16 protein-coding genes are annotated in these 13,784 nt (G+C 68.1%); 7 read left to right on the forward strand and 9 right to left on the reverse strand.

Annotated features, from left to right (window positions below; genetic code table 11):
- Positions 1-66: 66 nt before the first annotated feature.
- The 9 genes from C5E10_RS15695 to C5E10_RS15735 form a co-directional block, all read right to left on the reverse strand.
- Positions 67-1,281, reverse strand: coding sequence for an acetyl-CoA C-acetyltransferase (locus C5E10_RS15695; RefSeq protein WP_104332423.1), 1,215 nt, complete (start codon positions 1,279-1,281; stop codon positions 67-69).
- The gene (locus C5E10_RS15700) at positions 1,278-1,934 is read right to left on the reverse strand and encodes a CoA transferase subunit B (RefSeq protein WP_104239807.1); all 657 of its coding nucleotides are present in this window, start codon (positions 1,932-1,934) and stop codon (positions 1,278-1,280) included. Before C5E10_RS15700 ends, C5E10_RS15695 begins: the two co-directional genes overlap by 4 nt.
- Entirely contained in the window at positions 1,934-2,749 is an 816-nt protein-coding gene (locus C5E10_RS15705) for a CoA transferase subunit A (RefSeq protein ID WP_104332424.1), read from the reverse strand. Before C5E10_RS15705 ends, C5E10_RS15700 begins: the two co-directional genes overlap by 1 nt.
- Positions 2,742-4,016 (reverse strand): 4-carboxymuconolactone decarboxylase, encoded by a 1,275-nt coding sequence (gene pcaC / locus C5E10_RS15710; protein ID WP_104332425.1) that lies wholly within the window; start codon positions 4,014-4,016, stop codon positions 2,742-2,744. The genes C5E10_RS15705 and pcaC overlap by 8 nt, the downstream gene beginning before the upstream one ends.
- A complete protein-coding gene (locus C5E10_RS15715) occupies positions 4,013-5,224 on the reverse strand; it encodes a lyase family protein (protein ID WP_146080303.1) in 1,212 nt (403 codons plus the stop codon). Before C5E10_RS15715 ends, pcaC begins: the two co-directional genes overlap by 4 nt.
- A 2-nt stretch (positions 5,225-5,226) precedes the next feature.
- Complete coding sequence (gene pcaG, locus C5E10_RS15720) at positions 5,227-5,814, reverse strand: protocatechuate 3,4-dioxygenase subunit alpha (protein ID WP_104332427.1); 588 nt, start codon at positions 5,812-5,814, stop codon at positions 5,227-5,229.
- Positions 5,807-6,610: a protocatechuate 3,4-dioxygenase subunit beta gene (pcaH, locus tag C5E10_RS15725; RefSeq protein ID WP_104332428.1), complete on the reverse strand. Its 804-nt coding sequence runs from the start codon at positions 6,608-6,610 to the stop codon at positions 5,807-5,809. Before pcaH ends, pcaG begins: the two co-directional genes overlap by 8 nt.
- Positions 6,607-7,881 carry a 4-hydroxybenzoate 3-monooxygenase gene (locus C5E10_RS15730; protein ID WP_104332429.1) on the reverse strand — a complete coding sequence of 425 codons (1,275 nt, stop codon included), beginning with the start codon at positions 7,879-7,881 and terminating at the stop codon, positions 6,607-6,609. Before C5E10_RS15730 ends, pcaH begins: the two co-directional genes overlap by 4 nt.
- A 355-nt stretch (positions 7,882-8,236) precedes the next feature.
- On the reverse strand, positions 8,237-9,748 hold the full coding sequence (locus tag C5E10_RS15735; RefSeq protein ID WP_104332430.1) for a SulP family inorganic anion transporter: 1,512 nt from the start codon (positions 9,746-9,748) through the stop codon (positions 8,237-8,239).
- A gap of 159 nt (positions 9,749-9,907) precedes the next feature.
- On the opposite strand from C5E10_RS15735, the gene C5E10_RS15740 reads away from it, so the two are divergent.
- From C5E10_RS15740 to C5E10_RS15770, 7 genes are all read left to right on the forward strand, one after another.
- Positions 9,908-10,279 (forward strand): MerR family transcriptional regulator, encoded by a 372-nt coding sequence (locus C5E10_RS15740; protein WP_104332431.1) that lies wholly within the window; start codon positions 9,908-9,910, stop codon positions 10,277-10,279.
- A gap of 266 nt (positions 10,280-10,545) precedes the next feature.
- Positions 10,546-10,971 (forward strand): hypothetical protein, encoded by a 426-nt coding sequence (locus C5E10_RS15745; RefSeq protein WP_181062802.1) that lies wholly within the window; start codon positions 10,546-10,548, stop codon positions 10,969-10,971.
- Positions 10,968-11,315, forward strand: a complete 348-nt coding sequence (locus C5E10_RS15750) for a transcriptional regulator (RefSeq protein ID WP_104332432.1) — start codon at positions 10,968-10,970, stop codon at positions 11,313-11,315. The genes C5E10_RS15745 and C5E10_RS15750 overlap by 4 nt, the downstream gene beginning before the upstream one ends.
- Positions 11,312-11,905 (forward strand): GNAT family N-acetyltransferase, encoded by a 594-nt coding sequence (locus C5E10_RS15755; RefSeq protein ID WP_104332433.1) that lies wholly within the window; start codon positions 11,312-11,314, stop codon positions 11,903-11,905. Before C5E10_RS15750 ends, C5E10_RS15755 begins: the two co-directional genes overlap by 4 nt.
- Positions 11,906-11,908: 3 nt before the next feature.
- A complete protein-coding gene (locus C5E10_RS15760) occupies positions 11,909-12,244 on the forward strand; it encodes a nuclear transport factor 2 family protein (protein ID WP_104332434.1) in 336 nt (111 codons plus the stop codon).
- Between the two features lie 281 nt (positions 12,245-12,525).
- Positions 12,526-13,065 (forward strand): helix-turn-helix domain-containing protein, encoded by a 540-nt coding sequence (locus C5E10_RS15765; protein WP_104332435.1) that lies wholly within the window; start codon positions 12,526-12,528, stop codon positions 13,063-13,065.
- Complete coding sequence (locus C5E10_RS15770; RefSeq protein WP_104332436.1) at positions 13,065-13,778, forward strand: ABC transporter ATP-binding protein; 714 nt, start codon at positions 13,065-13,067, stop codon at positions 13,776-13,778. Before C5E10_RS15765 ends, C5E10_RS15770 begins: the two co-directional genes overlap by 1 nt.
- Positions 13,779-13,784: the final 6 nt, after the last annotated feature.

A 13,784-nucleotide genomic window follows, 5' to 3' on the forward strand; every position in this document is an offset into this window, starting at 1 on the left:
GGCAGGGCAGGCCGGGGCACGGCAGGCGGGGCAGGCCGGGGCAGGGCCAGCGCCCCGCCCGGCCGCCTACACGCGCTCGAAGACGGCGGCGAGCGCTTGGCCTCCGCCGATGCACATGGTCTCGAGGGCGAGGCTGGCGTCGAGGGCGGGTAGCTCGTTCGCGAGGGTCGCGAGCATGCGGATTCCGGTGGCACCGATGGGGTGGCCGATGGAGATGCCGGAGCCGCGCGGATTGAGGCGCGGGTCTTCGGCGTCGAGGCCCCAGTCGGCGAGGCACGCGAGCACCTGCACGGCGAAGGCCTCGTTGAGCTCGATCACGTCGAGGTCCGCCAGGCCGATGCCCGCGCGCGACAGCGCAAGCGACGTCGCCGGCACTGGTGCGACGCCGAAGAGGCGCGGGTCGTTGCCCGCTACCGCCCACGAAACCAGCCGAACCGAAGGCGTGAGCCCAAGCGCAGCCGCCCGCTCTGGGGTCGTCACGATGCAGGCGGCGGCCGCGTCGTTCTGTCCGCTCGAGTTGCCGGCCGTGACGGTGGATGCCGGGTCCTTCTTCCCGAGGATCGGCCGCAGTCGGGCGAGGGCCTCGAGCGACGAGTCTGCGCGCGGATGCTCGTCCCGGTCGACGAGCACGTCGCCCTTCCGGCCTGGCACGGTGACGGGCACGAGCTCGGCGTCGAACGCACCGGATTCCTGCGCGGCGACGGCGCGCTGGTGCGACTGCAGGGCGAAGCGGTCCTGCGCCTCACGGCTGATGCCGTACTCGGAACGCAGCAGCTCGGCGCTGCCCACGTTGCCGTCGGGGCTCGGGTAGTTGACGCCGCCGACGGTCTCCCGGCCGCGGGCCAGGGCGTCGTGGAGCATGAGGCCGGCGGGCGGGGTGCCGCGGCGTCCCTGCTCCGTATAGAGGGGAGCGTTCGACATCGATTCGGCGCCGAGGGCGACGACTACGTCGGCGACCCCCGTCTGCACCTCCATCGCCGCATTCATGACGGCCTGCAGTCCCGAGCCGCACCGGCGGTCGAGCTGGTACCCCGTCGTGGTGATGGGGAAGCCCGCATCCAGTGCCGCGACCCGCCCGAAGGCCGGAGACTCCATGGAGGGGTACCCCTGCGCGCCGATGACGGAGTCGACGGCGGTGACGTCGAGCCCGCTGCGCGCGACGAGCGCCTCGAGCACGGCGACGCCGAGGTCACGAGCCGAGAGCGGCGCGAGCGAGCCGCCGAGCCGCCCGACGGGCGTGCGGAGCGGTGAGCAGATGACGACTTCGCGGAGTTCGGTCATGCCGAGACCTCCTGCAGGGAATCGGCGACCGTGAAGGCGGCCCCGGTTGCATCCCGAACCTCGTCGACCGTCACGCCGGGCGCGAGTTCGACGAGCACGAGCCCGGAATCCGTCACGTCGAGGACGGCCAGGTCCGTGATGATGCGGTCGATGCAGCCCTTGCCGGTGAGGGGCAGGGTGCACTGCTCGACGATCTTCGGCGAGCCGTCCTTCGCGACGTGCTCCATGACGACGAGCACGTGCTCGGCGCCGTTGACGAGGTCCATGGCCCCGCCCATGCCCTTGACCATCTTGCCGGGCACGGCCCAGTTGGCGATGTCGCCCTGCGCGGAGACCTGCATGGCGCCGAGGACGGCGTTGGTGACGCGGCCGCCGCGGATCATGCCGAAGCTCGCGGCCGAGTCGAAGAAGGACGCGCCGGGCAGCACGGTGACGGTCTCCTTGCCGGCGTTGATGAGCTTCGGGTCTGCCTCACCCTCCCACGGGTACGGGCCGACGCCGAGGATGCCGTTCTCGGAGTGCAGCACCACCTCGATGCCGTCGTCGATGTAGTTCGGGATGAGCGTCGGCAGTCCGATGCCGAGGTTCACGTACGAGCCGTCCTTGAGCTCCTTGGCGGCGCGGGCGGCCATCTCGTTCCTGGTCAGCGGCATCAGGCGTGTCCCCTCGAGTCGGTGGATGCGGTCGTTGCGGCTGCTTCACGCGGCCGGACGGTGGTCTTCTCGATGGGCAGCTCACCGGACTGTTCCGGCGTGAGCACGACCACCCGGTCGACGTAGATGCCGGGCAGGTGGATCTCGTCGGGGTCGAGCTCGCCTGGCTCGACGAGTCGGTCGACCTCGGCGATCGTGACGCGCCCGGCCATGCCGGCGAGGGGGTTGAAGTTGCGGGTCGACTTCTCGAAGCGCAGGTTGCCGTGGCGGTCGCCGACGGCGGCGCGCACGAGCCCGAAGTCGGTGCTGATGGCGGTTTCGAGCACGTACTCCTTGGCGGCCCCGAACACGTCGAAGGGGCGCTGCTCCTTGGGGTCGCTGACGAGGCCGACGGTGCCGTCGGAGTTGTAGCGGATGGGCATCCCGCCCTCGGAGACCATGGTGCCGGCCCCGGTCGCCGTGTAGAAGGCGGGGACCCCGACGCCGCCAGCGCGCAGGCGCTCGGCGAGAGTGCCCTGCGGGGTGAGCTCGACCTCGATCTCGCCGGACAGGTACTGGCGCGCGAACTCCTTGTTCTCGCCGATGTAGCTCGCGATGACGCGGCGGATGCGCCCTTCGGAGAGCAGCTCGCCGAGGCCCCAGCCGTCGACGCCGCAGTTGTTGGAGACGACCTCGAGGCCGTCGACGCCGAGCGCCTGGATGGCGCGGATGAGGGTGATGGGCACGCCGGACAGGCCGAATCCCCCGACCGCGAGCGATGCGCCCGCCGGGATGTCGGCGACGGCGTCGGCCGCCGAGGCGTAGGTCTTATCCACGTTCTGCTCCTTCGTTGGGGCTGGATTCTGGGGACTCTGCGGTGTCTGCGGCGTCTGCGGTGCCGGCGGCACCGGCGGCGTCGAGGCCCGCGAAGACCTCCTTGGCGATGCCGAGGGCTGCGTTGGCGGGAGGCAGCCCGGCGTAGAGCGCGGTGTGCAGGATGACTTCGGCGATCTCGGCGCGCGTGAGGCCGTTGGTGAGGGCGGCGCGCACGTGCATCCGGATCTCTGCCTCGTGCGATCCGGTGACGAGGCTCGCGAGCGTCGCGACGGACCGCTCGCGGCGGGACAGCTCGTCGCGCGCCCAGATCTCGCCCCACGCGTAGCGGGTGATGAAGTCCTGGAACGGCGCGGTCTCTGCGGTCGTTCCGGCGACGGCGCGGTCGACGTGCGCGTCGCCGAGCACCTCGCGGCGCACGCGCATGCCCTGCTCGTGCGCGCTCGTCGCGCCGGGTCGCGCCGGTGTGGCAGATGCGCGCAGGTGCGTCGTGAGGAGGCGGGCCGCGGCGTCCGGGTCTTCGAGCGCGGCGAGGTGGGCGGTGCCGGCGATGGTCGAGTGGTAGCCGTTCGGGATGCGCTCGGTGAGCGTCTGCATGGCTTCCGGTGTCGTGACGGCGTCGTGTTCGCCGCTCACGACGAGCACGGGTGCGCGCAGCGAGCCGAGCGATGCGGTGCGGTCGAAGGCGGCGAGCGCCTCGTTGCAGCGCGCGTAGGACTCGTCGTCGATGTCGATGAGCGTGGAGAGTGATCGCGCGGCGGGAGAGAGCGGGTGCTGTTCGAGGAAGCCGGGCGCGAACCACCGTTCGGCGCTGCCCGTGACGAGCGACGCGGTTCCGGATGCGCGCACCGCGGCGGCCCGCTGCTCCCATCCCTCGGTGGTGCCGATCTTCGAGTCGGTGCAGAAGAGCGCGAGGCTCTTGACGCGCTCGGGGTGCGCGAGGGCCAGCTCGAGGGCGATGGCGCCGCCGAGGGAGAGCCCCGCGAGGTGGAATGCGCCGCCGCCGGCTTCCTCGACGACCCCGAGGACCGCATCCGCGAGCTCGGCGATCGTGAACGGCTCGGCGACGGCGGGGCTGGAGCCGTGGCCGGGGAGGTCGACGCGCAGGATGCGGAGCGTGCTGCCGGGCGTCGAGGCGCGCAGAGCTTCGACGGTGCCGTCCCAGAGCGCCATGGTGGTGCCGAGCGATGGGAGCAGCACCAGCAGCTCGTTCTGGGCCGCGGGCTGCGTGCCGGGGGCGAAGGCGCCCCTGAGCCGTGGGATCGTCATGCCGTCTCCTCGCTGTTCGTGCTGTCGTCCACGTGGCTGTGGCTGTGGCTGTCCACGTCGCTGTCCGTGTCCCGCTCCTGGCTGGCGTCCTGGTAGAGGAACCGGCTGATGGCGGCGTTCACGACGCGGTTCGCGGCCTGCAGCGTGACCTGGTCGGCGCCCACGACGGCGGAGTCGGCGAGGTGGTGCCGCGCCGTCTCGCGCTCGACGGTGACGCGGTCGAGGGATGCGGCGAGGCGCCGCGCAGACACGCTGGCGAGCTCGAGGAGGCGGCGCAGCGCATCCCATTCGGCGTGCCATTCGCCAGCCGGTCGTTCGTCCTGGGAGATGGCGGCGGAAGCGACGGTCGCGAGGAGGCCGGGCGCCTGGAGCGCGTTCGAGACGACGACGATGGTGGCGACGGGGTTCTGCTTGTGGGGCATCGCCGAGGAGGCGCCGCCGCCGGCAAGCGAGAGTTCGCCGACGCGTTCGCCGGAGGAGGTGACGAGGTCGCGTCCGATACGCCCGAGGGCTGTGCACACGGCCGTCGCGGCGCTCGCGACGGCGAGCACTGGGGTGCGCTCGGCGTGCCAGGAGCGGCGGGGGTCGTCGAGGCCGAGGCCGGCCGCGAGGTGCGCCCGCAGGATGCTCGTGGTCTGCGCGCCGGACCCGAGCCGGTCGGCTGCCTCGCCGGTTCCGACGGCGCCGCCGAACTGCACGGGGTAGTCGAGGGCGTCGATGGCCGCGATGGCGGAGGTGACGCCGTCGAGCCAGCCCGCGAACTGCACGCCGAGTGTGCTCGCGGCGGCCTGCCGGCCGAGCGTGTAGGCGACGCGGGGTGAGCGGCGTTCGGCGTCGGCGAGGCCCTGGAGGCGGGTGCCGGTCGTGGCGAGGTCGGCGCGCACGGCGGCGAGCGCTTCGCGCGCGTGCAGCATGCTGGCGGAGTCGACGATGTCCTGGCTCGTGGCGCCGGCGTGCAGGCGCGGGGCCCCGACGCCGGCGGTGGCGAGGGAGGCGCGCAGCTGGCGCACGAGCTCCGGAACCATCACGCCGTCCGACTCGAGGCCGTCGCGCAGCGCGTCGGCATCGAGGTCGGCGGTCTCGACGGCACGTGCGGATGCGGTGGCGTCCTTCGTCTCGAGCGCCGCCCACGCGAGCAGCAGCTCGGCCTCGACGCGGAGCATGCCGCGCACGAGCGAGCCCTGCTCGTCCCCACCTTCCCGGCGCACGGTCACAGCTCCTGGCCGAAGTCGAAGAAGACCGTCTCGCCGTCGCCCTGGAGGCGGATGTCGAAGCGGTAGCTGCCGGGCGCGTCCGGGGTCCCGATGAGGGTGGCGCGGCGCTCGGGGGCCAGGCCGGCGAGCACGGGGTCTGCCTCGTTCTCGGCGGGCTGGTCGCCGAAGTAGGCGCGCGTGAAGAGGTGGTGGAGGAGGCCCCGCGCGAAGATCGTGACGAGCAGGTAGGGGGCGGCTCCCGCATCCCGTCGCCCTGGCTTGATGGTCGTGAACGAGTAGTGGCCGTCGCGGTCGGCCGGTGCGCGGCCGAATCCCGTGAACGTGTAGCCGTCGCGTTCGAGGCTGCCGCGCTGCGCGACCGGCTGGCCGTCGGCGTCGAGCCCCCACAACTCGAGGATGGCATCCGGAACCGTCTCGCCTGCACCGTCGGTGACGGTGCCGTGGAGGCGGATCGCGTCGGGCCGCCAGGGGGCGGCGATCTCGCCGCCCCGCTCGTAGGGCAGGGCGTAGCCGTAGAAGGGGCCCACGGTCTGCGACGGCGTCTGGCCGAGCGGTGCCGCCTCGGTGGTGGTGGGTTCAGGCATGGTCGGTGTCCTCCGGTTCCATCCACGTGGACTTCGAGCCGGTGAGCACGATGTCCCACTTGTAGCCGATCGCCCACTCGTGCTCGCTGACCTCATGGTCGTAGTTCGCGACGAGTCTTGCGCGTGCGGCTGGGTCGACGATGGACTGGTAGATGGGGTCGAGCGCGAAGAGCGGGTCGCCGGGGAAGTACATCTGCGTGATGAGGCGCTGCGTGAACTGCGTGCCGAACAGCGAGAAGTGGATGTGCGCGGGGCGCCACGCGTTGCGGTGGTTCTTCCACGGGTACGCGCCCGGCTTGATGGTGGTGAGCCGGTACTCGCCGTCGTCGCCCGTGATGATGCGGCCGACGCCCGTGAAGTTCGGGTCGAGCGGGGCGGGGTGCTGGTCGCGCTTGTGGACGTAGCGTCCGGCGGCGTTGGCCTGCCAGATCTCGACGAGCTGGCCGCGCACGGGGCGGCCTTCGCCGTCGAGGATGCGGCCGGAGACGATGATGCGCTCGCCGATGGGCTCTCCGTTGTGCTGGATCGTGAGGTCGGATTCCTCGGCGGCGACGTCGGTGTGCCCGAACGCGGGAGAGACGAGTTCGATCTCCTCGGGGTCGGCGCGCACGAGCTCGTGCGTGGGGTGGCGCAGCGCGACGGAGCGGTAGGGCGCGAAGTCGCGCAGCGGGTGACTGCCGGTGTCGTCGGCGTGCGCGGCGTGCATGCCGGCGATCTGCTGCGAGATGTGCGCCTGGGTGACCAGCAAGTCGACGGGGCCGTCGAGCTGCTCCGGCTGTTCCTGCGGGGCGCTCATCGTGCATCCACGAACGGGAGGCCGGCGTACTGCTCGGCGAGGCTGACCTGGGCGGCGTGCGAGGAGGTGACGTAGCGGATCTGCCCGAGCTGGCGTTGGAAGTCGAACGCGCTCTGCTCGGCGGATCCGTCGGCGGGGTGCACGTGGAGCATGTCGGTCATCCACTGCGAGAAGTGCTGCACCTTCCACTGCCGGTCGAGTGCTTTGTCGCTGTACTGCTCGAGGCCGGTGTCGTCGCCGGCGTAGCGGGCTTGGAGGGCTTCGGCGAGGAGGGCGACGTCGGCGATGGCCGAGTTGAGGCCCTTCGCGCCGGTCGGGGGCACGATGTGGCCGGCGTCGCCGACGAGGTAGAGGCGGCCGTAGTTGAGGGTGGAGACGACGAAGCTGCGCATGGGCAGGATCGACTTCTCGGTGATGGGGCCTTCGGTGAGGGTCCAGCCTTCGGTGCCGAGGCGCGTCTGGAGGGCTTCCCAGATGCGCTCGTCGCTCCAGTTGGCGATGTCGTCGTCGGGGCTGACCTGCAGGTAGAGGCGCGAGACGGTGGTGGAGCGCATGGAGTGCATGGCGAAGCCGTCGCGGTGGAGCGCGTAGATGAGGTCGTCGGTGGAGGGGGCGACGTCGGCGAGGATGCCGAGCCACGCGAAGTCGTAGACGCGCTCGGCGACCTCGAGGGTGCCTTCCGGGAAGGTGCGGCGGCAGACGCCGTGGTAGCCGTCGGCGCCGATGATGTAGTCGCAGTCGAGGGTGATGCGCTCGCCGTTCGGGGCCGTGTAGGCGACGGATGCGCGTTCCTCGCCGATCTGCGTTGCGTCGATCTGCGTCGGCTGAACGTCGGTGGCTTCGAAGATGAGCTGCGAGCCGAGCCGCTCGTGTTCGGCGACGAGGTGGTGGACGAGCGCCTGCTGGCCGTAGACGGTGACGGTGCGGCCGGTGAGCTCGGCGAAGTCGATGTGGTGCCGCTCCCCCTCGTGCTGCAGGTAGATGCCGTGGTGGGTGAGGCCGTTGGCCTTGAGGTCGGCGTCGAGGCCGTACTTGCAGAGGAGGTCGACGGAGTCCTGTTCGAGCACGCCGGCGCGGATGCGCCCGAGCACGTAGTCCTTGTCGCGCGCCTCGAGGATGCGGTAGTCGATCCCCGCCTGGCCGAGGATGTGGCCGAGCAGCAGGCCAGCGGGCCCCGCTCCGATGATCGCCACCTGCGTGGACTGGCGTACGCCCGTCGCGGTGCTCTCGCCTGCCTCGGCGGTCTGGCCGTGGCTCTCGTCGCTCGTCATCGAACGCCTCTCGTCGTTGGGAAGGATGAGACGAGTGTGCAGGGCGGGCGGATGCGATGGGCGGGGGTTTCCGCTGGGTGGAAGGTTCGGAAGTCGTGGGGCGCCCGGGCCGCGAAGTCTGCGAGGCCCGCTCGACGGCTCAGCACTGTCGCAAAACCGACGGCGGCTACATGAGTCCGTTGATGAAGTTGTGACACATGGTTTTGAGAACCGCGCGACTTAGACCCACGCGCGACCTGGGCCGGGCCCTAAATCGGAGGTGAGACGTCTCGTAACCCTAGGGTTTCGCGATGGGGTCAGGCAGTCGTTTCGAGGGCTAGCGCGTCACGGAGCATCGCTTCCAGGTGTCCGAGTGTTAGTGACTCGATGTCGTTCCCCCGCTGAGTCGCTGGTGGAAGGCGGTGGTCGCGTCGTTCATGCCCTCGATGTGCACGGTCTTGTCGTTGGCTTCGTACTTCGTGACGATCGCGTCGAGGGCGGCGACGGTGGAGGCGTCCCAGATGTGCGAGCGGGACATGTCGATGACGATGCGGTCCGGGTCTGCCGTGTACTCGAACTGCGTGGTGAGGTCGTTGCTGGAGGCGAAGAACAGCTCTCCCTCCACGTCGTAGTGGGCGGTGTCGCCGTCGATGCGACGGGTGACGTTGGTGAAGTGCGCGACGCGGCGCGCGAAGAGGACCATGGCGACGAGGACGCCGAGGACGACGCCGATGGCGAGGTTGTGGGTCCAGACGGTCGCGATGACGGTGATGAGCATGACTGCGAGTTCGCTCTTGGGCATGCGCTTCAGCGTGGCGGGGGTGATGCTGTGCCAGTCGAAGGTCGCGATGGAGACGACGATCATTACGGCGACGAGGGCTGCCATGGGGATGACCGCGACCACGTTTCCGAGCGCCAGCACCAGAACGAGCAGGAAGACGCCCGCAAGGAACGTCGAGATTCGAGTGCGGGCACCGGACGCCTTCACGTTGATCATGGTCTGGCCGATCATCGCGCAGCCGCCCATGCCGCCGAAGACACCGGAGAGCATGTTGGCGACGCCCTGCGCCCAGGTCTCGCGAGTTTTGCGGGAGTGGGTGTCGGTGATCTCGTCGACGAGCTTCGCGGTCATGAGCGACTCGAGGATGCCGACGACGGCCATCGCGATGGCGAACGGGGCGATGATCTGCAGCGTTTCCAGGTTGAGTGGCACGTTCGGGATGAACAGCTCGGGCAGGCTGCGCGGCAGCTCTCCCTGATCGCCGACGGTGGGCACGTTCAGGCCGAAGACCACGGCGGCGCCGGTCAGGAGCACGATCGCGACCAGCGGCGCTGGCACGACCTTCGTGAGCCGCGGCAGCAGGTACATGATGAGGAGGCCTGCGACCACGAGCGGGTAGACGAGCCAGGGCACGCCGAGCAGCTGCGGCACCTGCGAGATGAAGATGAGGATGGCGAGGGCGTTCACGAACCCGACCATGACGCTGCGCGGGATGAAGCGCATGAGCTTCGCGACTCCGAGCAGGGCGAGGACGATCTGGATGAGGCCGCCGAGGATGACGGTGGCGATGAAGTACTCCATGCCGTAGTCGCGGGCGACGGGCGCGATGACAAGCGCGATGGCACCGGTCGCGGCCGTGATCATCGCGGGTCGACCGCCGAGGAACGAGATGGCGACGGCCATCACGAACGAGGAAAAGAGGCCGACCCGTGGGTCGACGCCGGCGATGATCGAGAACGCGATGGCTTCGGGGATGAGCGCGATCGCCACGACCAGACCAGCGAGCACCTCGCGAGTCAGGATGCGGGGGCTGCGCAGCGCCTGCAGCACGGTCGGCTCGATGCGGTAGCGGGCTGATGGGTCGGAAGTAGGGGTGACGGTGGTCACGGGAGCTCCTCGGTGGGTGCAGGAATAGGACGAGGGAGCACGCGCCGTTGCGCACCACGAGAGCCTGAGGCGTCTCGGAAAGAGTGAGAGGATCGCGGAGAACCGCAACCTCACGCAAACCTACCGTAACGTGAGAGTTAAGCCAAGAGGAGTGTCCGCATGGCCGAGGAGACGATGCAGATCGGCAAGCTCGCCGACCGCACCGGCATGTCCATTCGATCCCTGCGGCACTACGACGAGATCGGCCTTCTTGTGCCCTCGGCTCGCACCGAGGGTGGGTTTCGCCTGTACACCGCTGAGGACGAGGAGCGCTTGCTGCTCATCCGTCGGATGAAGCCGATGGGCTACTCCCTGGAGCAGATGCGCGAGCTGCTGGACGTCGTCGACGAACTCGAGGCGCATCCGGAGAACACCGAAAACCGAGCTCGACTCGATGAGATCCGACGCGAAGCGCTTGAACGCCAGGCGAAGCTCCGCAAGCAGGTGACCGCTGCCGACGAGTTCGTCGAACGACTCGCTGCCCTCCCCTAGTCCGTTTTCACCGCCCTCGTCGGACGATCGGGCAACTCAGGTGCGTCCGCGCGGGGTCGATTTTCGCGGGTTGGGCGAAGCCTCAGCGCCGTGCCTGATGAGACACCTCAAAACCCATGAGTTTTGCGATAAGCGCGACCAGTTGTGACCGGCCATTGGGTGGCAATGAGGTGCGGCTCGGTATCGGAGGGAGTTTCTCGACACCGAAGGGTGGGTGTCTGCACACTCGACTTGCTCGAGTGCTTTAGTGATCCTAAAGTGTTCACATGTTTGAAAGTTCAGCTCCAATGTCCGAGGCTGCAGAACGACTTGACACGACGGCGCGGATCACCAAGCAAGCCAAGCGGGCGACTCGGTGGTTTCGCTGGTTCGCTATCGTGCAGGCGCTGTTCGCCCTGAGTTTTACCCTGTCGGTGGATGTCGCTGGCACTCCGTATTGGCCCGCCTTCTTGGTCCTTGGGCTGGCAACTGGATCGCTCTGGTTCAAGGCCGTCCTCCTTCGCCACTCAGCTCCGCGCTATGGGCTGCGCAACATGGGTATCGCCATGGCGACCTGGTTCGCTCTCTACACGCTCATGCTCGACCCGGCACTGCAGCTCTTCGGCCTCACCTCCCCGTGGTGGTGGGTTCTGGCCGGGGTCATCGCTGCGAGCCCGATCGCGGCCTGTGTGTTCTCGAGCTCCCGCGTATGACGCATCCGCGCAAGAACCTCGACGCGCTCATCCACTCCCCCGTCCGGTTCTCCCTGCTCGCAGCTCTCTGCAATCTGGAGACCGTCGACTTCCGATTTCTGGTGGGGCTCCTGGAAGTGAGCGACTCGACGCTCTCGCAGGCCCTGACAACCCTCGCGGAAGCCGGATTCGTCGAGGTCACGAAGGAGATCACCGGTCGGCGCACAAAAACCTGGGCGGCCATCACCCCAAAGGGCCGCGCAGCGTTCACCGAGCATTTGAACGCCCTTCAGGCCATCGTCGCCGCGGGAAACGAGAACGCCGCGCGCGAACCAGACCATGACGACACGAAAGTAGACCCGTGACTGCCACCATCACTCTCGCGAGGCACGACGACCTCGACGCGGCCGCCGACACACTCGCCGAAGCGTTCGAACACTATCCGTGGACAAGGTGGGTAGTCCCCGAGCGCGGATACTCCGAACGACTGCAGCAACTGCAGCGCATCTACCTGAAGTACGCCTATCACCATGGCTTTGTCGGAGTCGTCGCCGATCTCAGCGGCGTCGTGGCCGTACTCCCCCCGGATGCACCCGCTCCAGGCGACGAGGTCGTCGCTCAGATTGTTGCCCTGCACGCAGAGCGCATCGAGCGGATTTCCGCGTCCACTTCGACGCCCGATACCCGTGCCTGGTCACTGGAGACGCTCGGCGTGCGCCCGGACGCACAGGGCCACGGTCTTGGAGGAGAGCTGGTGCGATTCGCTCTGCAGGAAGCTAGCAGGCGAGGCGCGCGGACCATGCGACTCGAAACCTCCGACGAACGAAATGTTCGACTCTACGAGCGGTGCGGGTTTCGAGTGACAAGACACCTCGATCAAGAACATGCACCCATGCTCTGGTCGCTAGAGGCTCGCTTGACCACCAAAACGGCCGCGGATGCGTTGCACGACTAACTCATGGCGACAAACTCGCACGACTTCACAAACGTCGCCCAAGTATTGACCGAGGACCCCAGCCACTTCTTCGGTGACAGTGAGCGTCGCGGATTGCCCGACGTGCGGGAGTGCTTCGAACATAGTTGGGCCGCGGTTCCGGATGAGCGGTACTGGGCGGAGGACGTCGAGTGGGTGGCGGTCAGCGAGGGTGCAGCGACAGTAACGTGCACCTACTGGTGTGCCGGCACTCCCTCGGGCTCGCCCCTATCAGGTTCCGGGCGCGCCACGAACGCCTTCGTGCGCACCGAGGTTGGCTGGCGACTGGCGCACGAGCACCTCAACGCCGCACCGGAGTAACCAGCGGCTGCTGTCGCGTGAGACACGTCGGCCGCGAATTGATGAAGAGACCGCCTTGAGTCGCCCATGTCAAGGAGATCGACACCGGTTCCGGAAGAAGGCATGTCTCAAAACCTCCTTGTAGCAAAACCCATCTGTTTCGCGAACCTGAGGACGGGGGCCAGTCGGTCTGGGTGTGGGTTGCTGGATGGCGGCTAACACCGCGGGGCTCTGCGTGCGGGAGTCGACGCGTCATTGCTGGTCAGCTTTCGTATCAGTATTGATAATGATACTGTTCGAACATGGTCTCCTCGTCTGCGCTCTTCCATCCCATCCGGCTTCGTATCGTCCAGTCGTTGTTAGCGGGTGACGAGCTGACGCCTCACGAACTGCATGGGCGGTTGAGCGATGTCCCGATCGCTACCCTGTATCGCCATATCAAGCACCTGCTCGAGCACGAGCTCATCGAGGTCGCGGACGAACGTCGTGCGCGCGGTGCGAGTGAGCGTTCGTACCGCGTTAGTGCGAGTCTGGCGAACCCAAGTTCGGATGAGTTGCGGTCGCTGTCGTCTGAGGAGCTGATGACGGTGTTCACTGTCTTCGTCTCTGGGGTCATTCGTGATTTCGATACGTACGTGGAGGGTGAGGCGCGGGATCTCATCGACGATCGGGTGAGCTTCGCGCAGGCGGATTTCTGGGCGACTGATGAGGAAGTGGACGCGTTTTTCGCATCGGTCATGGAAGCGCTTGGGAAGGTTTTGGCGAATCAACCGGGTGGGGGTCGTCGCCGTCGCGCGCTGACGACGATAACGCTGCCCCGCCCCGAGATCGACGGTGTCTGATGTCGACAGTCGGGCAGTTCACCGCAATTGCGGACGGGCTCGTGGTTGGGTACGGCACGACTCCGGTGCTCGACCCCGTGGACGTCGGTATCGGGGTCGGTGTGACGGCGCTTCTTGGGCGAAACGGCGGAGGGAAAACCACGCTGATGCGCACGATCTGCGGCATCATTCCCGCCCTTTCCGGCACAATCTCCGTGCTGGGCGAAATCATCGCAGACGGGGCCGCGGTACGGACGCGAGTGGGGTACCTCGGCCACGAGCTCGCGGTGGCTCGCGCTTTGACCGTGCAGCAGAATCTCATGTTCTGGCGCGACATCTCACGTGCATCGGCACGTGCCAGGATGCGCGGGATTGATGAGATTGTGGCTCAGTTCGAGTTGGGGTCGATCTTGCATCGGCGGGTGGCGTCCCTGAGCCGCGGACAGTGTCAGCGTGTCGAGCTTGCGCGTATGAGCATGAGCGATCCAGAGTTCGTGGTGCTCGACGAACCGCTGACCGGGCTCGACCCTCTGTTCGCTTCCCAGGTCCGCTCACTTCTTCGTTCTTGGGGAGAGACGCGAACTGTGCTGTACTCCACGCACAGCGTGCCCGAGGCGTTGGCGCTCGCCGATCGATTCCTGGTCGTGCGAGGTCGTTCGATCGTGGAGCTCGGCGGTGATGGATTCGCTGTCAGCGAGCAGACCATCCTGCGGCATCTGCAGGTTGCCGCGTGACGGGGC

It is taken from the genome of Pseudoclavibacter sp. RFBG4, from assembly GCF_002931515.1.
In the GTDB taxonomy this organism is placed as follows: domain Bacteria; phylum Actinomycetota; class Actinomycetes; order Actinomycetales; family Microbacteriaceae; genus Pseudoclavibacter.